Source organism: Actinomadura sp. WAC 06369 (assembly GCF_003947565.1).
Taxonomy (GTDB): Bacteria; Actinomycetota; Actinomycetes; order Streptosporangiales; family Streptosporangiaceae; genus Spirillospora; species Spirillospora rifamycini.
In genome coordinates this window covers 16,822-38,283 of sequence record NZ_QHJN01000053.1, presented here as the reverse complement: position 1 = coordinate 38,283, position 21,462 = coordinate 16,822, and the positions used below count along the sequence as shown (strand labels likewise).

Annotated in this window: 16 protein-coding genes and 1 pseudogene; 8 read left to right on the top strand and 9 right to left on the bottom strand. The window is 72.9% G+C overall.

Annotated features, from left to right (window positions below):
• Window positions 1-82 precede the first annotated feature (82 nt).
• On the top strand, window positions 83-949 hold the full coding sequence (locus DMH08_RS16655) for a helix-turn-helix domain-containing protein (protein ID WP_034519003.1): 867 nt from the start codon (window positions 83-85) through the stop codon (window positions 947-949).
• A gap of 85 nt (window positions 950-1,034) precedes the next feature.
• Window positions 1,035-2,990, top strand: coding sequence for an ABC1 kinase family protein (locus tag DMH08_RS16650; RefSeq protein WP_125615516.1), 1,956 nt, complete (start codon window positions 1,035-1,037; stop codon window positions 2,988-2,990).
• On the opposite strand, the gene DMH08_RS16645 is transcribed toward DMH08_RS16650, so the two are convergent.
• Window positions 2,924-4,099, bottom strand: a complete 1,176-nt coding sequence (locus DMH08_RS16645) for an MFS transporter (protein WP_125615513.1) — start codon at window positions 4,097-4,099, stop codon at window positions 2,924-2,926. The two genes, DMH08_RS16650 and DMH08_RS16645, sit on opposite strands and share 67 nt — an antisense overlap.
• Before the next feature lie 106 nt (window positions 4,100-4,205).
• On the opposite strand from DMH08_RS16645, the gene DMH08_RS16640 reads away from it, so the two are divergent.
• The 4 genes and pseudogenes from DMH08_RS16640 to DMH08_RS16625 all read left to right on the top strand — a co-directional run bounded on the left by DMH08_RS16640 (window position 4,206) and on the right by DMH08_RS16625 (window position 8,998).
• Window positions 4,206-4,823: an alpha-ketoglutarate-dependent dioxygenase AlkB gene (locus tag DMH08_RS16640; RefSeq protein WP_199747832.1), complete on the top strand. Its 618-nt coding sequence runs from the start codon at window positions 4,206-4,208 to the stop codon at window positions 4,821-4,823.
• 260 nt (window positions 4,824-5,083) lie between these two features.
• A pseudogene (locus DMH08_RS16635) lies at window positions 5,084-7,438 on the top strand (right-handed parallel beta-helix repeat-containing protein); the annotation flags it as partial.
• A 250-nt stretch (window positions 7,439-7,688) separates the two neighbouring features.
• Window positions 7,689-8,426, top strand: a complete 738-nt coding sequence (locus DMH08_RS16630) for an ArsR/SmtB family transcription factor (protein ID WP_325052928.1) — start codon at window positions 7,689-7,691, stop codon at window positions 8,424-8,426.
• Window positions 8,423-8,998 (top strand): maleylpyruvate isomerase N-terminal domain-containing protein, encoded by a 576-nt coding sequence (locus DMH08_RS16625; RefSeq protein ID WP_233617638.1) that lies wholly within the window; start codon window positions 8,423-8,425, stop codon window positions 8,996-8,998. Before DMH08_RS16630 ends, DMH08_RS16625 begins: the two co-directional genes overlap by 4 nt.
• Window positions 8,999-9,014: 16 nt before the next feature.
• Here the strand turns inward: DMH08_RS16625 and DMH08_RS16620 are convergent, their stop codons facing one another.
• From DMH08_RS16620 to DMH08_RS16595, 6 genes are all read right to left on the bottom strand, one after another.
• Window positions 9,015-9,917 carry a hypothetical protein gene (locus DMH08_RS16620; RefSeq protein ID WP_125615507.1) on the bottom strand — a complete coding sequence of 301 codons (903 nt, stop codon included), beginning with the start codon at window positions 9,915-9,917 and terminating at the stop codon, window positions 9,015-9,017.
• Window positions 9,918-10,020: 103 nt separating this feature from the next.
• Window positions 10,021-12,534, bottom strand: coding sequence for an ATP-dependent Clp protease ATP-binding subunit (locus tag DMH08_RS16615; protein ID WP_026403521.1), 2,514 nt, complete (start codon window positions 12,532-12,534; stop codon window positions 10,021-10,023).
• Between the two features lie 565 nt (window positions 12,535-13,099).
• Window positions 13,100-13,426, bottom strand: a complete 327-nt coding sequence (locus DMH08_RS16610) for a histone-like nucleoid-structuring protein Lsr2 (protein ID WP_026403522.1) — start codon at window positions 13,424-13,426, stop codon at window positions 13,100-13,102.
• A 946-nt stretch (window positions 13,427-14,372) separates the two neighbouring features.
• Window positions 14,373-14,975 (bottom strand): RDD family protein, encoded by a 603-nt coding sequence (locus DMH08_RS16605; protein ID WP_125615504.1) that lies wholly within the window; start codon window positions 14,973-14,975, stop codon window positions 14,373-14,375.
• Between the two features lie 16 nt (window positions 14,976-14,991).
• On the bottom strand, window positions 14,992-15,867 hold the full coding sequence (locus DMH08_RS16600) for an RDD family protein (RefSeq protein ID WP_125615501.1): 876 nt from the start codon (window positions 15,865-15,867) through the stop codon (window positions 14,992-14,994).
• 4 nt (window positions 15,868-15,871) lie between these two features.
• Window positions 15,872-16,387 (bottom strand): amino-acid N-acetyltransferase, encoded by a 516-nt coding sequence (locus DMH08_RS16595; RefSeq protein ID WP_325052927.1) that lies wholly within the window; start codon window positions 16,385-16,387, stop codon window positions 15,872-15,874.
• A gap of 385 nt (window positions 16,388-16,772) precedes the next feature.
• Here DMH08_RS16595 and DMH08_RS16590 point away from each other — a divergent pair, with 385 nt between their 5' ends.
• The gene (locus DMH08_RS16590; RefSeq protein WP_233617637.1) at window positions 16,773-17,780 is read left to right on the top strand and encodes a C40 family peptidase; all 1,008 of its coding nucleotides are present in this window, start codon (window positions 16,773-16,775) and stop codon (window positions 17,778-17,780) included.
• A gap of 212 nt (window positions 17,781-17,992) precedes the next feature.
• On the opposite strand, the gene DMH08_RS16585 is transcribed toward DMH08_RS16590, so the two are convergent.
• Window positions 17,993-18,223 carry a LuxR C-terminal-related transcriptional regulator gene (locus tag DMH08_RS16585; RefSeq protein ID WP_026403525.1) on the bottom strand — a complete coding sequence of 77 codons (231 nt, stop codon included), beginning with the start codon at window positions 18,221-18,223 and terminating at the stop codon, window positions 17,993-17,995.
• Between the two features lie 474 nt (window positions 18,224-18,697).
• Between DMH08_RS16585 and DMH08_RS16580 the strand changes: the two genes are divergently transcribed.
• Window positions 18,698-19,813: a LacI family DNA-binding transcriptional regulator gene (locus DMH08_RS16580; RefSeq protein WP_125615495.1), complete on the top strand. Its 1,116-nt coding sequence runs from the start codon at window positions 18,698-18,700 to the stop codon at window positions 19,811-19,813.
• 22 nt (window positions 19,814-19,835) lie between these two features.
• Here DMH08_RS16580 and DMH08_RS41020 read toward each other — a convergent pair whose 3' ends face one another.
• Window positions 19,836-21,422, bottom strand: coding sequence for a serine/threonine-protein kinase (locus DMH08_RS41020; RefSeq protein WP_199747831.1), 1,587 nt, complete (start codon window positions 21,420-21,422; stop codon window positions 19,836-19,838).
• Window positions 21,423-21,462 lie beyond the last annotated feature (40 nt).

Sequence of the window (21,462 nt, the reverse complement as noted above, 5' to 3'; positions counted from 1 at the left end):
GCACCTCTGACCGGTGGTTCCCTGCGGTGCGGCCATTGCCTGTGAGAAGCTCCCAAGGTCGCCACGGGACAATGGAGATCTTGTGCTGGACAATTTGCACGCGGGTCCGACGGCGCTGCGCATGCAGATCGGCGCGCGGCTGCGGCGGTTGCGGGAGCGGAACGGGATCGGACGGGCGGAGGCCGGGCGGGCGATCCGCGGCTCGGCGTCCAAGATCAGCCGGCTGGAGCTGGGACGGCACGGGTTCAAGGAACGGGACGTGCTCGACCTGCTCGATCTCTACGGCGTGACGGACGCGGCGGAGCGGGGGACGCTGGTCGAGCTCGTCCGGGAGGCGAAGCGGCCCGGCTGGTGGACGGCGTACGGCGAGGTGGTGCCGAGCTGGTTCGAGCAGTTCCTCGGGCTGGAGCAGTCGGCGACGACGATCCGCAACTACGAGGTGCAGTACGTTCCCGGCCTGCTGCAGACGCGGGAGTACGCGCGGGCCGTGATCGGCCTGGAGCACCACGACGCGCACCCGGACGAGCTGGTCAAGCGGCTCACGGTCCGGATGAACCGGCAGGCGGTGCTGCACCGGCCGGTCGGCGCGGCGGCGCTGTGGGCGATCATCGACGAGGCGGCGCTGCGGCGCCCGATCGGCGGGCCGGCGACGATGCGCGGCCAGCTCCGGCACCTGATCGACGTGGCCGAGCACCTGCACAACGTGAACATCCAGGTGCTGCCGTTCGCGGCGGGCGGGCACCTGGCGCTCGGCGGCCCGATCACGATCATGCGGTTCGCGCAGTACGACCTGGACGACGCGGTGTACCTCGAGCAGCTCACCGGGGCGCGGTACCCGGAGGGGGCGGAGGCGTCCCGCTACCAGGAGATCATGGATCTGCTGGCGATCCGCGCGGCGCGCCCCGCCCGGACGATCGAGTTCCTCAAGGACCTGCTGGACGAGTCCTGAACCGGGCGGCGCTCCACCGCCCGGGGGACGTCCCTCACCCGGAAGCGGGAGGGGCCTCGGTGGTGCCGCCGCTAAGGTCGCCCGCATGGATTCCGCCGTGACGGTCGTGGCGTTCGCCGCCGGGACGCTGCTCAACACGCTGGTGCTGGCGTTCGGCGCGCGGCGGCTGCTGAACATGCGGTTCTCGCTGTTCCGGACGGTCGTCGCGGGGGCGGCCGGGCAGGCGGTGGCGAGCCCTGTCGCGGGCGCGCTGTTCGCCGGGATCGACCCGCGGCGGCAGGTGCCGGCGACGCTGTGGTTCATCGTGCTCGGGTTCGCGTGCGCGGTCCTGGTGTCGATGACCGTTCTGGTGCTGTGGGAGGCGTTCGTCCCGACCGGGTCGATCCCGTCGCCGCTGTACTGGTTCGGCAGCGTCCGGTCGCGGATCTCGCGGACGCGGCGGTACTGGCAGATCTCGTTCATCTTCCTCCGCCACGGGTTCGGCCCGTACCTGCGGGGGCGCGCGCGGCGGGAGCCGAGCACCGAGAACGAGCGGGTGCGGCTCGCGCGGTCGCTGACGGAGGCGCTGGAGCAGGGCGGCGTCGCGTTCGTCAAGCTGGGGCAGGTGCTGTCGACGCGCCGGGACGTGCTGCCGCCGGAGTTCGTCGCCGCGCTGGGGCGGCTCCAGGACCGCGCGGCACCCGTCCCGTGGGAGCGGATCGAGCAGGTGATCCGGGACGAACTGGGCGCGGCGCCCGAGGACGTGTTCGCCGAGTTCGACCGGACGCCGCTGGCGGCGGCGTCGGTGGCGCAGGTGCACACGGCGCGGCTGCGGTCCGGCGAGGACGTGGTGGTGAAGATCCAGCGGCCGGGGATCCGGACGGTCGTGGAGCGCGACCTCGACATCGTCGGGCGGCTCGCGCGGACGCTGCACCAGCGGGCGGGGTGGGCGCGGGCGTTCGGGGTCGTCGACCTCGCCGGCGGGTTCGCGGTCGCGCTGCGGGAGGAGCTCGACTTCCGGGTGGAGGCGCGGAACATGGCGTCGGTCGGGGCCGCGCGCGGCACGGACGTCCTGGTCCCGCGGCCGTTCGACGACCTGTGCACGGGCCGGATCCTGGTGATGGAGCGGCTGGCGGGGACGGCGCTGAGCAAGGCGGGCCCGCTGATCGACGAGCGCGGCATGGACCGGTCGAAGCTCGCGCAGGCGCTGCTGGACACGCTGCTGCGGCAGATCGTCGTGGACGGCACGTTCCACGCCGACCCGCACCCGGGCAACATCCTGCTGCTCGACGACGGACGGCTCGGCCTGATCGACTTCGGGTCGGTGGGGCGCCTCGACACCGAGCTGCGGGCCTGCCTGCAGCGGCTGCTGCTGGCGATGAACCGCGGCGACACGGTGGGCGTCACCGACGCGTTCCTGGAGATGGTGGCGCGTCCGGACGAGCTGGACGAGCAGGGCCTCGCGCGGGCGCTCGGCGCGTTCATGGCGCGGCACCTCGGCCCCGGCAGCGCGCCCGACATGACGATGTTCACCGAGCTGTTCCGGCTGGTCGCGCGGTACGAGCTGGCGGTGCCGCCGGAGATCGCGGCGGTGTTCCGGGCGCTGGCGACGCTGGAGGGCGGGCTGACGGAGCTGGCGCCGGGGTTCGGCATCGTGACGGAGGCGCAGTCGTTCGGCGAGACGTACCTGCGGGAGCGGCTGCGGCCGTCGTCGCTGCAGGAGGCGGTGACGGAGGAGGTCATGGGCATGCTCCCGATGCTGCGGCGGCTGCCGCGCCGCCTCGACCGCATCACCGCCGCGGCCGAGGCGGGCCGGCTCACGCTGAACGTGCGCCTGTTCGGCGACGAGCGCGACCGCCGCACCGTCACGGGCCTCCTGCAGCAGGTGCTGCTGACGATCCTGGCGTCCACGGCGGGGATCATGGCGGTGATGCTGCTCGGCCTCAAGGGCGGCCCGGCGATGGCCACGGACGTCTCCCTGTACCAGTTCCTCGGCTACTGCATGCTCGTGGTCTGCTCCGTCCTGGCGCTGCGCGTCCTGGTGGTGATCTTCCGCAGGTGACCGGGCCGCCGCGCGGCGGCCGTCCCGGCGCCGAGCAGCGCGGGCACGAGGAGGAACGCCGCACCGGCCGTCGCCATCGCCGCCCCCGTCGCCGCGACCAGCACGGGCACGGCGGGCTGCGCGACGCCCCAGGACGACCCGAAGAACGCGAACCAGCGCGGACGTTCGGGTTCCGGCGCGGTCTCGGCCACCACGGCCTGCCAGCGGCCCTGCAGGACGCTGTCGACCGCGGCCCACGCCACGTACGCCGCGACGAGCAGCGGGACCGCCCGTCCGGCGGCCATCGCGAACGCGAGCACGCCGAGGACGGCGGTGCCCGCCGCGAGGACGCGCCCGTGCGCGAACGCGTCGAGCCCGCGGCGGCCGAGGCGTCCGGTCAGCGGGGCCAGGAGGGCGGCGCAGGTCAGGGCCGCGCCGGGCAGCCACTCGGGCGCCCCGCGCTCCAGCAGGACGAGCGGCATGAACATGACCACGGCCAGGTAGCCGCACGCGAACGCCGTCCCGGCGAGGGTGAGCCGGACGAGCGCCGCGGACGGCCGCCAGCGCCCGCGTCTCGCGACGGCCCGGCGGACGGGTTCGCGCTCCAGGAACACGTACGCGACGCCCGCCGCGACCAGGCACGTCCCGGCGTCGACGACCGCCAGCCAGCGCGCGCCGATCGGGAGCAGGACCGCGGCGATCAGCCCGGCGACCGCCCCCGCCGCGACCAGGGACGTGCCGAGCAGCCCGTAGACGTCGCCGCGCCGCTCCTTCCCGGTGAGCCGGGCCAGGGCCTCCTGCGTGGCGGGCTCGTAGAGCTCGAACACGAGCCCGGCGAGCGCGACCGCGGCCAGCACCTGGACGGGCCCGCGCGCGGCGGCGAGCAGCAGGAGGGCCGCGCCCGTCGCCGCCAGGCCCGCGACGATCAGGGTGCGCGGCGGCAGCCGGTCGAGCAGCAGCCCGCCCAGCCGGCGGGACGCCAGCGCGGCCGCGCCGAAGACCGCGAGCGCCTCCGCGGCGAGGCCCGGCCCCGCGATGACCGCCAGGAACGGCATCACGTACGCGCCGAGCTGGTTCAGGACGCGCACGCCGACGAGCGCCCGCACCGGGCGCGGCAGTTCTCTCCACACCCGCGCACCCTACGGGGCGCCACCGACAGAATCCGGTGCGTCATCCCCACAGGTCGCACGGCGATCTTCGAACATGTGTTCGCCGACAGCGGGTACGGTGGGGAGCATGCTGCAAGGGTCGCTGCTGGACTTCACGGACGGGACGGGTCCGCGGCCGCTCGCCGACGCGCGGCGGACGCGGCTGTCGCACGGGGCGTGGATCGACGTGCTCCCCGGCTGGATCCCCGACGCCGACGCGCTGTTCGAACGGCTGCTGTCGTCCGTCCCGTGGCGGGGCGAGCGGCGCCGGATGTACGAGCGGGTCGTCGACGTGCCGCGCCTCCTCGCGTTCTACGACGAGCACGCGCCCCTCCCCGACCCCGTGCTGGCCGACGCGAAGGCCGCGCTCGACGCCCACTACGCGTCCGAACTGGGCGAACCGTTCCGGACGGCCGGGCTGTGCCTGTACCGGGACGGGCGCGACAGCGTCGCCTGGCACGGCGACACGATCGGGCGGGGCGCGACGCACGACACGATGGTCGCGATCCTGTCCGTCGGGGCGCCCCGCAGCCTGCTGCTGCGGCCCCGGGGCGGCGGGCCGACGATCCGGCGCGACCTCGGGCACGGCGACCTCATCGTCATGGGCGGGAGCTGCCAGCGGACCTGGGAGCACGCCGTCCCCAAGAGCGCCCGCGCGACCGGGCCGCGCATCAGCGTCCAGTTCCGCCCGCGCGGCGTCCGCTGACCCTCCGCGGCGCACCGAACCGGCGCGGTATCGCCCGGCATCTCACGGAATGGCACCATGGCGGTGGTCCAGGTTTTCCGTGAGGAGGGGCGTTGCTGCGTCTGGTCGTTTCACAGACCTCCCCCCGGGCGTTCCGAAGCGTCTTGGACGCGCTGCAGGCGACGACTCACCACGCCGCCGCGGGACGGCACATCCTCATCGAACCGGGGCAGTACCCCAACACGGGTTTCCGCAGCTCCAGCGACTTCGTGCTGACCGCCATGGACGGGCCCGGCACCGTCACCCTGGACGGCGCGACCAACGCGACGATGGAGCTCACCGGGCACGTCACCCTGCAGGGCGTCACCGTCCGGAACTGGAACGAGGACGGCTGCGCGCTGAACGTCAAGGACGGCAGCGTCCTCGCGGAGGACTGCGAGTTCGTCAGCCGCCGCGGGTCGGTCGCGGTGCGGGCGTGGGGCGGCGGCAGGCTCGCGCTGAAGAACTGCCGCGTCGAGGACGGCGTCGTCGTGTACGCGGCCGCGTCCGGGCTGCTGGAGGGCACGACCGTCACCGGCACCGGGCACAACGCCGTCGCGCTGCGGATGGGCAGCTCGGTGACGCTGCGGGCGTGCGTGATCGAGAAGGCCGGCGGCAACGGCGTCTGGGTCACCGAGGGCGCCCGGCCGCTGATCGAGCAGTGCACGATCAGCGACTCCGGGGTGTCCGGGATCCGGGTGGACGACCGCGCCGACATCGTCGTCCGCAACACCGCCGTGCGGGGGTCGAAGGAGTCGGCGCTGGTCGTCGCCGACAACGGGATCGCCCTCGTCGAGGACTGCCTGATCAAGGACGCGGGCCTGGAGGCGGTGTGGGCCGCGCGCGGCGGGACCGTCGTCGGGCGGCGCGTCCGGATGGAGACGCCGAAGCGGACCGGGATGCTCGTCGAGGGCTCCACCGGCACCTTCGAGGACTGCGCGATCATCGCGCCGCCGCAGAACGGCGTCGCGGTCGGCGAGGCCGGGCACGTCACGTTCGTCCGGGGGCGGGTCGAGGACGCGGGCGTCGTCGGGCTCAACGTCCTGGACGGCGGCAACGGCCTGTTCGACGGGACGGTCGTCACCGGCAGCGGCGAGGAGGGCGTGGGCGCCCACCCCGGCGCGGAGCTGACGCTGCGCGCCTGCACGGTCGCGGACGGGCGCGGCGCCGGCGTCGCGACGTCGCGGCGGGCGCGCGTCCGGATCGAGGGGCTGACGAGCGAGCGGAACGCCCGCCCCGACCTGATCGGCTTCGACGAGCCGCCCGCGGAGCTCCCGGCGGCGGACGACCCGCCGGACGGGCGGGAGAGCGAGGACGCCGTCCTCGCCGAGCTCGACGCGCTGATCGGCCTCGCCGCGGTCAAGGAGGAGATCCACAAGATCAGGAACCTGCAGCGGGTGTCCGAGCAGCGGCGGCGCGCGGGCCTGCCGCCCGGCCCCGCGATCGGGCGGCACATGGTGTTCGCGGGCCCGCCCGGCACCGGCAGGACCACCGTCGCGCGGCTGTACGGGCGCCTCCTCGCGGCGCTCGGCGTCGTCTCGACCGGCCACCTCGTCGAGGTGGGGCGGTCGCAGCTCGTCGCCGAGCACGTCGGCGGCACCGCGCCGAAGACCGCGCAGATGTTCAACGAGGCGCGCGGCGGCGTGCTGCTCATCGACGAGGCCCACACCCTCGCCCGTCCCGTGGGCGGCGTCGACGTCGGGCGGGAGGCCGTCGACACCCTGGTCAAGCTCATGGAGGACCACCGCGACGAGGTCGTCGTCATCGCCGCCGGCCCCCCGGCGGAGATGCGCGCGTTCCTGGACGCGAACCCCGGCCTCGCCACCCGGATCCCCCGCACCGTCGTCTTCGAGCCCTACGGCCCGTCCGAACTCCTCGGCATCGTCGAACTGCACGCCACCCGGGACGGCTACCGGCTGGCGGGCGAGGCCCGCGACGCGGTCCTCGCGCACTTCGCGGCCGTCGAGCGCGACGCGGCCTTCGCCAACGGCCGCGCGGCCCGGCGCGTCTTCGAGGCCGCGGTCGAACGGCAGGCGCAGCGGCTCGCCGAACGGGACGACCTGCCGTCCGGCGACGAACTGTCCGAGCTGCGCGCCGAGGACCTCGACGTCGGCACCGGACTCGCCGTCCGGGCGGGCGACTCCGCGCAGGTCGGCGCCATCCTCGACCGGCTCGACGCGCTGACCGGGCTCGACGACGTCAAGCGCGGGATCCGCGACCTCGCCGACGTCCTCGGCGCGGGCCCGGAGGCCGGCCCCTTCACCGGCCACCTCGTCTTCGCGGGCCCGCCCGGCACCGGCAAGACCACCGTGGCCCGGCTGTACGGCGAACTCCTCGCCGCCCTCGGCGTCCTCGCGGGGGGCCAGGTCGTCGAGGCGTCCCCCGCGGACCTCGCCGGGCCGCACGCGGACGTCTTCGAGCGGGCGCGCGGCGGGGTCCTGTTCATCGACGAGGCCCACGACCTCGGGCAGGAGGCCGTCGACGCCCTCGTCAAGCTCATGGAGGACCACCGCGGCGAGGCGGTGGTCGTCGCCGCGGGCCGCACCGCCGAACTGGAGGGGCTCCTCGCCGCGCACCCCGGCCTCGCGTCCCGCTTCGCCCGCACCCTCGGGTTCCGCCCGTACGACGTCCCCGGCCTCATGTCGATCTTCCTGGGCAAGGCCGCCGCAGCGGGCCACCTCGTCCCGCAGGCCACCCGCAAGGCCCTGGCGGCGCACCTGAACGCCCACCGCGACCGCTACCGGGACGGCAACGGCCGCGAGATCGACGAACTGTTCCGCACGTCCGTCGCGGCCCACGCCCGCCGCACCGAGCAGCCCCCGACCACGGCCACCGACCCGCCGCCGCCTGCTCGACAGCCTCAACGCCCGCAACGGGCAGACGCTGCGCGAACTGTGCGCCGGGCTCGACATGACCCGCCAGTCGGTCAGCAAGCACCTGGCCCTGCTGGAGGACGCCGAACTCGTCACGCCCGTCCGGCGGGGGCGGGAGAAGCTCCACTACCTCAACGCGGCGCCCATCAACGCGATCGCCGACCGCTGGATCCGCCGCTACGACCGCGACCGCGCCCAGACCCTCGCCGACCTGAAAACCGCACTGGAGGAAAGCCCGATGAGCGACGACTTCGTCTACACGACCTACATCAAGACCACGCCGGAACGCCTCTGGCAGGCCCTCACCGACCCGGCCTTCACCGCCCGCTACTGGGGCGTGACCTTCGATACCGACTGGTCCCCCGGATCCACCATGGTCTGGGAGGAGAACGGCCGGAAGATCGCCGACCCCGAACAGGTCGTCCTCGAAGCCGACCCGCCCCGCCGCCTCTCCTACACCTGGCACACCCCGACGTCCGAATGGGCCGAGGCCGCCGGCATCGGCGCGGACGCCCTCGCGAAGCTCCGCGCCGAACGCCGCACCCGCGTCACGTTCGACCTCGAACCGCACGGCGACGACACGGTCAAGCTCACGGTCGTCCACGACGGCTTCGCCCCCGACAGCACCATGCGCACCATGGTCAGCCAGGGCTGGCCCGAACTCATCGCGGGCCTGAAGACCCTCCTGGAGACAGGCGAGCCCCTGCAGTGACGACGCCCGCGGTGGAACCGCTCGAGCGGATCACGGCGGCGACCGAGGACCTCGTCGCCACCGCCACCCGCCTCGACGACACGGACGTACGCGCGCCGTCCCTGCTGCCCGGCTGGACACGCGCGCACGTCCTCACCCACGTGGCGCGCAACGCCGACGGCGGCACCCGGCTTCTGACGTGGGCGCGAACCGGCGAGGAGACCCGCGAGTACCCGAGCATGGACGCCCGCTCCGCCGAGATCGAGGCCGGCGCGGAGCGCGGCGCCGCCGCCCTGGTGGCCGATGTGCGGGAAAGCGCCGAGCGGTTCGCCGCCGCCTACGAGGCGATGCCCGCGGAGTCCTGGGGACGAGCCGTGGAGTGGACGTCCGGTGCCGCACACCCGGTGGCGCGTGCGACCGACGCGCGCCTCACCGAGGTGCTCGTCCACCACGTCGACCTCGACGCGGGGTTCACCCCGGACGACTGGCCTGCAGCCTGGACGTCCCGCAGCCTGCAGGGCATTGCGGCGTCCTTCACGCGCCGCACGGACGCGCCGACCTTACACCTGCAGGCGTCGAATTCGGGCCGCTGACTGTAGTCGATGAACGTCATCCGGTGAACAGTTCGTCGACCGAGGCGACCGTTCCGGCATCCAGCACCCACTCCTCGAGCTGTTCGAGGTCCGTGCACTCGGTGATGCGCCGGCGCGCATCATCAGAAACACACACTCCGCGCTTCTGCAGGATGCGCAGGACCAGCTTTGCCGCCTCCTCCGTCCTGCCCTCGGCCTTGCCCTCGGCCTTGCCCTCGGCACGGTGGTGGATGGCGAACTCCGACTTCCACTCGTAACCGGCGGCCTGCATGCGTTCCTCCATGAGCTTGCGGGCTACAGCTGACAGCTGTGGCGTTGTGTGGTCATGATACTGCGTAGCGATAGCGACACCCTGAACCTGGGCTACATGGTCGATCGCCGCGTTGTAGCTGTCCAGGACGGCGACCCGATGCGGACCATCGGCGTGTGCGGGGGTGCTGAGGATGACGAGTTCGGGGACCTTTCGCGCCCGTTCCGGGTCGGTGATCGGGCCCACGAGCCCGGGGTGGAAGGTCAGGGGCTTGAGGATCAGCTCGGGGTGCCCCATAAGGATGGGCCTGGCGCAGGCCCGCGCTACGCGTTCGTCCGGGCAGAAGACGAGCAGGATCGTGTCGCACTTATGGCGCAGGCGGACGTTCGCCACGTACGCGGGCCAACTGAAGCCCTTGCTGGGATCGTCCCTCAGCTGGGACTCGACGATGATGCCCAACGAGGGCTTCTCCGGGTCGCCCACGAGGACGGTCGCGTCGCAGCGGAGTTCCTGCGGATGGAATGCGTTGTAGGTCTCGGATGTAAGGCTGGCGTCCCCCTCCGGGATCTCAGGGATGTCCTCATGGAACACGCTGCGGAGGAGTTCGGGGACGAGGTCCGGCTGGTTGCGCACCATCTCCAGCGGGAGCTCGTGGTCCTTCGATGGCATGTTCGAAGACTAATCGTTACCGGCAAGTCACGTAACGTGTTCGCCAAGGAAGGCCAAAAGGCCCGCACCGGAGCGGTGCGGGCCTTTGTGGTCGGACGGGCGGTCAGTCCTTGTTGAAGTTGACCGCGCCCTCGATCGGGGGCGGGCTGTCGGGGACGGTGGTCGGCTTCGGGACGCCCTTGAAGGTGAACTTCGCGTCCTCGCCGGTGCCCTCGACACCCACGATCACGATCTGGCCGGCCTTGAGCTCGCTGTAGAGGATCTTCTCCGACAGCTGGTCCTCGATCTCGCGCTGGATCGTGCGGCGCAGCGGACGGGCGCCCAGGACCGGGTCGTAGCCGCGCTCGGCGAGCAGGTCCTTGGCCTCCTGGCGGAGCTCGATGCCCATGTCGCGGTCGCGGAGCCGCTCGTCCACCTTGGCGATCATCAGATCGACGATCTGGATGATCTCCTTCGGGGTGAGCTGGTGGAACACGACCGTGTCGTCGACACGGTTGAGGAACTCGGGCCGGAAGTGCTGCTTGAGCTCTTCGGAGACCTTGGCCTTCATCCGCTCGTACGAGCCCTGCTCGTCGTTCTGGCGGGCGAAGCCCATCGAGACGCCCTTGGAGATGTCCTTGGACCCCAGGTTCGTCGTCATGATGATGACGGTGTTCTTGAAGTCCACGACACGGCCCTGCGCGTCGGTGAGGCGGCCGTCCTCCAGGATCTGCAGGAGGCTGTTGAAGATGTCCTGGTGGGCCTTCTCGATCTCGTCGAACAGGACGACCGAGAACGGCTTGCGGCGCACCTTCTCGGTGAGCTGGCCGCCCTCCTCGTACCCGACGTAGCCGGGCGGGGAGCCGAACAGGCGGGAGACCGTGTGCTTCTCCATGAACTCGGACATGTCGAGCTGGATCAGCGCGTCCTCGTCGCCGAACAGGAACTCGGCGAGCGTCTTGGACAGCTCGGTCTTACCGACGCCGGACGGGCCGGCGAAGATGAACGAGCCGCCGGGGCGCTTCGGGTCCTTCAGGCCGGCGCGGGTGCGGCGGATCGACTGGGACAGCGCCTTGATGGCGTCCTCCTGGCCGATGACCCGCTTGTGGAGCTCGTCCTCCATGCGCAGGAGGCGGGAGCTCTCCTCCTCGGTCAGCTTGAACACCGGGATGCCGGTGGCGGTGGCGAGGACCTCGGCGATGAGCTCGTCGGTGACCTCGGCGACGACGTCCATGTCGCCGGCCTTCCACTCCTTCTCCCGCTGCGCCTTCTGGCCGAGGAGCTGCTTCTCCGAGTCGCGGAGCGCGGCGGCCTTCTCGAAGTCCTGCGCGTCGATCGCGGACTCCTTCTCGCGCCGGACGTCGGCGATCTTCTCGTCGTACTCGCGCAGGTCCGGCGGCGCGGTCATGCGGCGGATCCGCATCCGGGAGCCGGCCTCGTCGATGAGGTCGATCGCCTTGTCGGGCAGGAACCGGTCGCTGATGTAGCGGTCGGCGAGCTGCGCGGCCGAGACGAGGGCGCCGTCGGTGATGGACACGCGGTGGTGCGCCTCGTAGCGGTCCCGCAGGCCCTTGAGGATCTCGATGGTGTGCGCCAGCGACGGCTCGGCGACCTGGATCGGCTGGAACCGGCGCTCGAGCGCGGCGTCCTTCTCTAGGTGCTTGCGGTACTCGTCGAGGGTGGTGGCGCCGATGGTCTGGAGCTCGCCGCGGGCCAGCATCGGCTTGAGGATGCTGGCGGCGTCGATCGCGCCCTCGGCGGCGCCCGCGCCGACGAGCGTGTGGAGCTCGTCGATGAACAGGATGATGTCGCCCCGGGTGCGGATCTCCTTGAGGACCTTCTTCAGCCGTTCCTCGAAGTCGCCGCGGTAGCGGGACCCGGCGACCAGCGCGCCGAGGTCGAGGGTGTACAGCTGCTTGTCCTTCAGCGTCTCGGGCACCTCGCCCTTGACGATCTTCTGGGAGAGGCCCTCGACGACGGCGGTCTTGCCGACGCCGGGCTCGCCCACCAGGACGGGGTTGTTCTTGGTACGGCGGGACAGCACCTGCATGACCCGCTCGATCTCCTTGTCCCGGCCGATGACCGGGTCGAGCTTGCCCTCGCGCGCCGCCTGCGTCAGGTTGCGGCCGAACTGGTCCAGCACGAGGGACGTGGAGGGGGCAGCCTCCGAGGGGCCGCCCGAGGCGGCCGGCTCCTTGCCCTGGTACCCGTGCAGCAGCTGGATGACCTGCTGCCGCACCCGGTTGAGGTCGGCGCCCAGCTTCACCAGGACCTGCGCGGCGACGCCCTCGCCCTCGCGGATCAGGCCGAGCAGGATGTGCTCGGTGCCGATGTAGTTGTGGCCCAGCTGCAGCGCCTCGCGCAGTGACAGCTCAAGGACCTTCTTGGCGCGCGGAGTGAACGGGATGTGGCCCGACGGCGCCTGCTGGCCCTGGCCGATGATCTCCTCGACCTGCTGGCGTACCGCCTCAAGGCTGATCCCCAGGCTCTCCAGAGCCTTTGCGGCGACACCCTCACCCTCGTGGATCAGACCCAGGAGGATGTGCTCGGTGCCGATGTAGTTGTGGTTGAGCATCCTGGCTTCTTCTTGTGCCAGGACGACAACCCGCCGCGCGCGGTCGGTGAACCTCTCGAACATCTCGTCGCTCCTCACAGAGCGGTTGGGCAGAGTCCGGAACGTCCGGAACTGTCCTTCCGCATGCTAGCCCGCCCCGAGGAGGCCACCCGGTGCACTCCCACCAGGAGACGTTCCCCAGCTAAGCGCTGTTCAGTCTCATCCAACTACCGCATCGGCGCGTCATGTTCCCGCTACGCCCCAAGCGAACGGGGGCTTTCCGCAGGTCGTCCGAGGCGCGGCCGAGTTCGGAGAAGGTGTGCCTTGACGGCCGGGTCTACCTCGTCGCGCGCCCCGCGAAACGTCCGGAACGCTACGCCACAAGCGAACGGACGCTTTTGCCCGTCCGGCGCGGTTCCGGGGTCCGGCCGGGCGTCTCCGGGACGCCGGACGGACGTGCGCGTGCGGTCCCTCGTAGAACGCGCCGACGCGTCCCCTTCTTCCGGCCGGACGGCTTCGCCTTCGGACCGGACGGGCCCGCCCGTTCGTCCCGGCCCCGGACGGGCGGCGCACGCGGCGCCGTCCGGGCGCGGGGCGCGGACGCGAACGGCCCGCCCCGCGGACGGAGGCGGGCCGTCGGCCGACCGGGTCAGTGCGCCGCCTCGTACTTTTCGATCACGTGGGCGGGGATGCGGCCGCGCTCATTGACCTTGATGCCATTGTTCTTGGCCCAGGTCCGGATCTCGGCGCTGCGCTCACGGCTGGAGGCGCCCCGCTGCCGCCGCTTGTTGCGGCTGACGGTGCCCGCCTTGCGCGCCTTCTCCACGAACGGCTGCAGGGAATCCCGCAGCTTCTTTGCGTTGGCGTCACTCAGGTCGATCTCGTAGGAGGCGCCGTCGAGCGAGAACGTCACGGTCTCGTCCGCCTCACCACCGTCGAGGTCGTCGAGGAGAAGCACCTGAACCTTCTGTGCCATGAGGACAGACCTTTCGCTGGAGCAAACTGCATTGCTTGCAAAGATATACCGCGATGTGCGTGGATGACAATTCAACACTCGCGATGAAGTCCCCTTCCCCCCTGGTAACTCATCGTCATCGCCCTTGCTGATTCCGGGAGGGCGCGCCTCGACGGGCCCGTCAGGAGGCGGGCCGGTCCGTATGAATTTGCGCGCGGTCGCCCCGGCTCGGCGGATTTCGGCGTGACCGACATCACTGCCCACCCGCGCCCGACCTGGGAGGTTAGCCGGAGCTTTGCGGACGACCCCCGCCCGGGACGCCGCGCCGGCGGGGACGGAAAAGGGTCCGCGGGGGACCTTAACAGGTACGGCGCACCAACATCGCCCAGCACCGATTAACCCTGGCGTAACGGCACTAACCGCACCGCACGAGGAAAGAGCGGAGCCTCGGGAGGCCCGGTGGCGCGGGGCTTACGGGCCGTCACCGGGGCATGTCGCTCGATAACGCGACGGGGCCCGCGGGCGAAAATCGGTTGCCTCGCCGGCGGCGCGAAGTCTCCGTGCCGCGGCACCGCCGAAGCACGGCGGCCGCCACCCCATCCCGAAATCGGTTGATAAGCGACACAAACCGCCCCGCCGCCCCACTTCCTTGGCCGGCCCGAGTGCCCCGGCGGGCCCATCCCAAACCGGAGGGCTCGTCCGGGAAGGGACAGATCCTCGCCGATTCGCGGCCGTAACCGGAACGAGCTGGGATTCGCCCGCTGAACGGGGGCGTCCGAAACACGGAGGGCCACTCCCCAAAACCCGCGGGACGGCCGCAGTTGTGCGGCGGGAGGTCCACGGAAGGGGGCCGGGAAGCGGGCGCTGGAGCGGTCCTATGGCGGGCGGGGAAGCCCTTCCGCGGGAAGAAGGACGGACGGGCCTCTCGGCGGCCCGCAGGCGCGCCTGCGGGCCGCCGAGAGGCCCGTCAGAACGTCGTGGAACGGGCGCCCGGGCTTTTGACCACGACGGTGCCCGCGAGCCTGTCGTGGAGCGCCTGACGGCTCCGGCCCTCGAACAGCAGGCCGGCGTTCGCCACCCAGAACACGCTCGCGAGGAGCCCGGCCACGGGAACGGGGCGCGCCACGATCGGGACCGCGTAGACCGCCGCGCGGAGCGCACCGCGCAGGGCGCCGAGGCGCGCGGGATCGTCGGCCCGGCCGCGTTCGCCGTGTTCGACGCCGGCGCGGGCGTCCGGGGGCGGCGCGTCCTCGTCGGGCCGGTCGAGGACGGCCTCGGCCCGCACGTCCTCGGCGCGGACGACCTCGATGCCGGCGAAGCGCTTGCCGGGCGTCCGCCCCCACAGCGCGAGCTGGACGGCCTCGTAGACGAGCAGGCACCCGGCGACGGCGGGCGGCGCGACGAGGTCGAGGGCACCGTGCGGCAGCGCCTCCCGGAGGACGAGCATGACGGGCAGGCCGACGACCAGCGTGTCGACGATGCGGGCGAGGAGCCGCTGGCCCGGTTCGGCGAGCAGCCGCACGGCGGCCGTCCCGGACGGCTCCGCGGGAGCGGGCTGCGACGTCTCCATCGCCGTCCTCCCCGGCCTAGCGGACGAACTGGGTGGTCTCGCCGTCCCCGTGGTCGCCGTGCCCGTGCCCGTCGTCGTACAGGGCGCGCTCGTCGATGACCAGGGTGTTGGAGAAGCGGTCGTGCAGGGCCTGGTGCAGGGGCTGGTCCCAGATCGCCCAGAGGTGGGCCATGACCATGCCGATCCAGACGAGCAGCATGCCGTAAGCGGCGTAGCTCCACACCATCACGGCGAGGACGAGGAAGAAGAACACGCCGAGCTGGTACGCGATGTGCGTGATGCCCGCGCGCCAGACGCCCTGCGTCGTCGTCAGCGGCTCCCCCTCGGGCTGCGCCTGGACGACGCCGATGCCGAGGAGCCGCTTGCCCCACGTGCGTCCCCACATGGCGAGCTGCACGGCCTCGTAGATGAACGGCAGCACCGAGAGCACGAAGAACAGCGTGAAGATGATGGGCCAGTTCCAGATGCCGCCCTCGTCCTTGGCGCTGCTCCCGGCCTCGTCGAGGCCGACCGTGCCGACGACGACCGGCAGGACGAGCGCGAAGCCGAACACCGCGACGATCGAGTTGTCGATGAGGCGGGCCCCGGCGCGCCGCAGAATGGGGGCCAACGGCGTGCCGGCGTAGGGAGCGCCCTGGGACGGCGCCCCGTGCTGCCCGTAACCGGGGTCGTAACCGCCGCCCCCGTAGGCCGGGTCATAGGACGACGGCTGCTGCTGCCACTGCTGCTGGGCGGGCTGCTGCTGCCATTGCTGCCGCGCCGGGGGGCGCGCGGGCTGCTGCGGTTGCTGCGGTTGCTGCCACTGGGGACCCTGGTACGAGGGCGGGGGGCCGTAGGACCCCTGACCCTGCGGCGGCTGGTACGGGCCGCCGCGGTGGGGGGATTCGCTCATTCGGTCAGTCCTCCAGGCGAAGCAACATCCGGGTGTTGCCCAACGTATTCGGCTTCACCCTGTCGAGGTCCAGGAACTCGGCCACGCCTTCGTCGTACGAACGCAGAAGCTCCTCGTACACCTCTGGCGACACCGGAGTCCCCAGAAGCTGCCGGAAGCCGTGACGGGCGAAGAACTCCACTTCGAAGGTAAGGCAGAAAACCCTCCGGACGCCGAGTTCCCGGGCGGTTTCGAGGAGCCGCGCGACGATCCGGTGGCCGATTCCGCGCCCGCCGTACCCGGTGTCGACGGCGACCGAGCGCACCTCCGCGAGGTCCTCCCACATCACGTGCAGGGCGCCGCAGCCGATGACGCGGCCGCCCGCCTGCGCGTCCTCGGCGACCCAGAACTCCTGGACGTCCTCGTAGAGCGTCACCGCGGTCTTCTTCAGCAGGCGTCGTCCCGACCCGGCGTACATGTCGACCAGCCTGCGGATCTCCTTGACGTCGGCGGTGCGCGCACGCCGGATCACGACTTCCACAAACAGGCGACATTACCGAACCCCGCGAACCGGTGCGGACGCCGAGCGCGGGACACGGGCGCTGACCTGCGTCTTCGCGCGTTCTTGTTGGAATCGCACACCGGTTCCGTTAGTGTCCTGCGCTGATGTCGGCCCGGCGCAGACCCGGGCCGGACCGCCGCGTCCGAGGCCCAGCGGCCGCTCCGGACGGCGGGATTCCCGTTTTCGGGAGCGCCCGGGGTCGTGTTCCCGGTGGCGCCGCACCGTCAGGGTGATCCGACAGACCGCACGGACCGATCCGCGCGCCGCGAGCCCGCGCGCCGCGGACGGCCGGTTCGGCCCGGCACGGTCCGCCGCGGCCGTCCCGAGACCGCCGCCCCGGCGGGCGACCACGAGAGGAGAGCGCGTGGAGCCTTCGCGACCCGCGTCCCGACCGCGCCGTGCCCGCCTCCCCCGCCGGACGGCCGCGGTGGCCGCGGCGGCCGCCGTCGTGTCGGCCGCCCCGCACGTCGCCGCCCCGCAGCGGGGCCCGGCGGCGCTCGCCGACCCCGGGCCGGCCGCAGCCGGAGACCTCACCTCGGCGGCGTACCGGCTCGCCGACGACTTCGAGAAGCTCACCGAGCAGTACAACGGCCTCCGGGCGCAGCTGGACCAGGCGCGGCGGGCCGCCGCGGCGGCCGAGGCGAACGCCGACGGGCAGCGCGCGGCGTTCGACGCGCTGCGGAAGGAGATCGGACGCCTCGCCGCGACCCGGTACATGCACGGCGGGGACGACCCGGCCGTCACGTTCATCGCGGCGCAGGACCCGCAGGCCGTCCTCGACCGGGCCGCGACCCTCGACTACTTCTCCGACCAGGAAAGCACCAAGGTCATCGCGTACATGCGGGCGATGCAGTCCGCCGAGCGCGCGCGCCGGTCCGCCGAGCAGCGGGCCGCGCAGGCGACCGAGCTGAAGGAGAAGGTGGAGGAGCAGCGCGCGAAGGTCACGCGGGAGTACGAGAAGATCCGCGGAAAGGTGATCAAGCAGGCGCCCGAGAAGCTCGCCGCACTTCCGGTGGTCGGCACGGGCAAGGCGGCGCGCGCGCTGAAGTACGCGATGAGCAAGCTGGGACGTCCGTACGTGTGGGGCGCGGAGGGGCCCGGCAGTTTCGACTGCTCCGGCCTGACGATGTGGGCCTACAAGCAGGTCGGGGTCAACCTGCCGCACTACACCGGCAGCCAGTTCACGTCGGGCGTGCGCGTCTCGAGGAGCGAGCTGCAGCCGGGCGACCTCGTGTTCTTCCACTCCGACCTGCACCACATGGGCATGTACGTCGGCGACGGGAAGATGATCCACGCGCCGCACACCGGCGACGTCGTCCGGATCGCACCCATGGCGGGACGGCCGTTCGCGGGCGGGGTGCGCGTCGCGTGACGCGCGCCGCGGGAACGGCGGGACGGCTCGGACGGCTCGGGCGGCGGACGTCCCGTGAACAACGTCCGCGGCGGCGCCTCCCGCAGGGACCTACCTGCCGGGAAGCCGGCGCCGCCGCCGCGGGGTCGGACGGAGTTCGCGTCGGGTGAGTGTGCCGCCTGGTCCTGCCGGTGAACGCCCGCCTTCCCCGGACGGGCGCCGTCGTGCGCGCGCTAGATGAGCTGCCTCCGGGCCGCCCACACCACGGCCTCGATAGGGGTGCCGACCTCCAGCCGGTCGCAGATCGTCCGCAACCGGCGGCGCAGGGTCCGCGCGCTCAGTTCCAGCTTTCGTGCCGCCACATCGGCGGTGACACCGCTCGCGATCTGGGCCAGCAGTCGGATCTCCTCCTCGCTCAGCCCGAACTCGTCGGTGCCACGACGTGCGAGTGTGGCCTGTTCCACTCCGTCCTCCCTCGTCCGTGGTGATGACCGCGGGGATGCAGCCGTCCGCTGCACAGGCACGGGTTCGGCCTCGTGTACGCGCGTTGGGTTGCCGGGTCCGGAGCCCTCCGGACTAGATCATCAGGTTCCCTTGCTGTCTCACGAGCTTGGCCGGAGGTGGCCGATCGGCCGATTGCGGGGATGCGCGGGGGAACTCCGGGTGACGATTCAGTCGTTGGCCTTCCGGACGACACGGGCTCTGGTCGCCAGCCATCCGCGCCCGTCCCTTCCTCGGATCCAGCGTGGTCCTCGCCGTAGGCGAAGATCATGAATCGTTTCAAGCTACGCTTCGGCTCGGAACGCTAGGCGGCCGGATCCGGCCCGTCAAGCGCTGGTCAAATGCCTTGTGTGCTCGTATGGTCGCCATGTGTGACGGACCGCTCGAGCCCGCGCGATAGAGAATGCCGCTACCTGGGATAACGTCGCCGGGGGCGGATGAGGAGCGAGTTGCCACAGACCAGTATTCGTGAGGTGGCGAAGCGAGCCGGGGTCTCAGTTGGGACCGTTTCGAATGTCCTAAACCGGCCAGACCTCGTGGCCGAAGCCACCCGTGACCGTGTGCGCGCCGCGATCGACGAACTCGGGTTCGTCCGCAACGAGTCGGCCCGCCGGCTGCGCCAGGGCCCGCACCGGGCCCGGTCGGGCGGCGCGGAAGGCGGCGCGGACGGCGCCGACGGGCCGGTCGACCGGTCGGCCGACGGGGCCGGCGGGCGCGCGTCCGGGCGGGGCCGCCGCGAGACGCGGCTCGCCTTCGGCGTCATCGTCGAGGACCTGACGAACCCGTACGCGAGCGACGTCGCGCGCGGCGCCGAGCTCGCGCTGAACGAGGCGGGCCACGACGCGCTGTGGATCTCCAGCGACCACTCGTCGGCCAAGGAGCGGCGCTCGCTCGACCTGCTCGAGGAGCACCGGGTCGCCGGGGCGCTCATCATCCCGGTCGGGCTCGGCCCGCGCCGCATCGCCGAGCTGCGCGCGGCCGGGCTCAGCGTCGTGCTGATCGACCGGGACGCGCCGGACGCCTGCTCCGCCCGCGTCGACCACGTGGCGGGCGGCGAGATCGCGGCCGCGCACCTGCTCGGCGCGGGCTGCGCGCGGGTGGCGTTCGTGACCGGGCGGCCCGAGCCGGCACCGTGCGTCCACCGGCGGGACGGCGCCGCCCGCACGCTCGTCGAGGCGGGCCTCGACGCGCCGGAGGTCCTGGTGCAGGAGGCGCTCAGCATCACCGAGGGGCGCGCGGCGGCGGGGCGGGTCCTGGCGATGTCGCCGCGCCCGGACGGCGTGTTCTGCGCCAACGACCTCCTCGCGATCGGGCTGATCAACGAGCTGACGCGGCTGGGCGTCCGGGTGCCGGACGACATCGCGGTCATCGGCTACGACGACATCGAGCTCGCCGCCAGCGCCGCCGTGCCGATCACGACGGTCCGGCAGCCGCGCCGCGAGCTCGGCTGGGAGGCCGCCGAGCTGGCCCTCGCCGAGATCCGCGAGGGCCCCTCGCACCAGCACCGGCAGGTCGTGCTGCGGCCCGAGATCGTCGTCCGCGACTCCACCTGACGCGGGCCCGGCCCGGGACGGCTCAGGCGGTCGCGCAGTAGATGCTGCGGGGCACGGCCGGGTCCCGGAACCGGGCCACCGCGTCGTCCCGGCGGTACTGCCAGCGGCACGCCTCGTCGAGCGGGACCGCGTACCGCTCGGAACCGCGCTTGCAGCGCCACGCGCCGTCCAGCCAGTAGGCGCCCTCGTACTCCTTGACCCGGCACCAGTCCCACAGCGAGACGCCGCCGAGGTCGGTGCTCCGGGGCGACGGCGCGGCCCCGGCGGTCCGCCGGGGCTTCGTCGGCGCCGGGGCGGGCGCCGCCGGGGCCGTGGTTCCGGACGGCCGCGCGGCGGGGGTTCCGGACGGCTCGGCGCTCGGCGTGATGCTGGGAGCCGCCGGGACGGCGGTGACGGTCACGACGGTCTGCACGCCCGCGCCCGTCCGCACGTCGGCGCCGCCGCCGTCCCCGCCGGTGCTCCGGTTGACGGCGAACGTCGCGAGCGCCGCCGATCCCGCCGCGACCAGCGCGACGAACGCGAGGTGCAGGCCGTTCCGCCGGACGCGCCGGAGCCGCCCGTCCCGCTGCGGCGGCACCGTGACCGCCGGATCGGACGGACGGGCGTCCGCGCCCCCGGCGTCCGCGCCCCCGGCGTCCGCGACCGTCGCACCCGCGCCCGTACCCGCGCTTGTCCCTGCGCCCGCGCCCACGCCCACGCCCGCGTCCGGGGCGGCGGGGTCCGGCGGGAGGGCGGCGGACGGGACCGAGACGAGCGACGCCGCGGCGCCCGCGCCCTGCCCGAGCAGGTCGCCGGGCGGCCCGGCGGCGGGCACCGCGGTCTCGGCCTGCTCGACGAGCGCGAGCAGCAGCCCGCGGGCGGTGGGCCGCGCCGCCGGGTCCTTGGCGAGGCACTCGACGACGAGGCCGCGCAGCGGCCCGTCGAGGCGGCCGAGGCCGGGCTCGCCGGTCCGGATGCGCTCGACCGTCGCCGCCAGCGAGCCCGCCGCGAACGGGGCGCGGCCGTTCGCGGCGAACGCCAGCGTGGCGCCCCACGCCCACACGTCCCCGGCCGGGCTGGGCGGGTTCCGCTCGAACTGCTCGGGCGCCATGTAGGCCGGGGTCCCCGACACGCCCGTGCTCTGCGCGTCGTTGCGCACCCGCGCGACCCCGAAGTCGATCACGCGCGGCCCGTAGGCGCCGATCAGCACGTTGTGCGGCTTGAGGTCGCGGTGCACGAGGCCGGCCTGGTGGATGGCGGCCAGGGCCGTCGCCGTGCCGATGGCGAGCCGCTCCAGGTCGGCGCCGTCCAGCGGCCCGTCCCGGGAGACGCGGTCGTGCAGGGACGGGCCCTCCACGTACTCGCTGACGATGTAGGGGCGGTCGTCGAACATGCCGGCGTCCAGCACCTGCGCGGTGCAGAACCGGGCGACGCGGCGGGCGTTCGCCGCCTCCTCGAGGAAGCGCAGCCGGGCGTCCCGGTCGGCCTTGTGGAGCAGTTTGACGGCGACGGCCGCGCCGTCCGGGCCGCGCCCCAGGTAGACGGCCCCCTGCCCGCCCTCGCCGAGGCGCGCGGACAGCGCGTACTGGCCGAGGTTTCGGGGGTCTTCGGGCCGGAGGGGGGTACTCACCGGACGATCATGCCATCCCGGCCGGAACGCGCACGGGCGT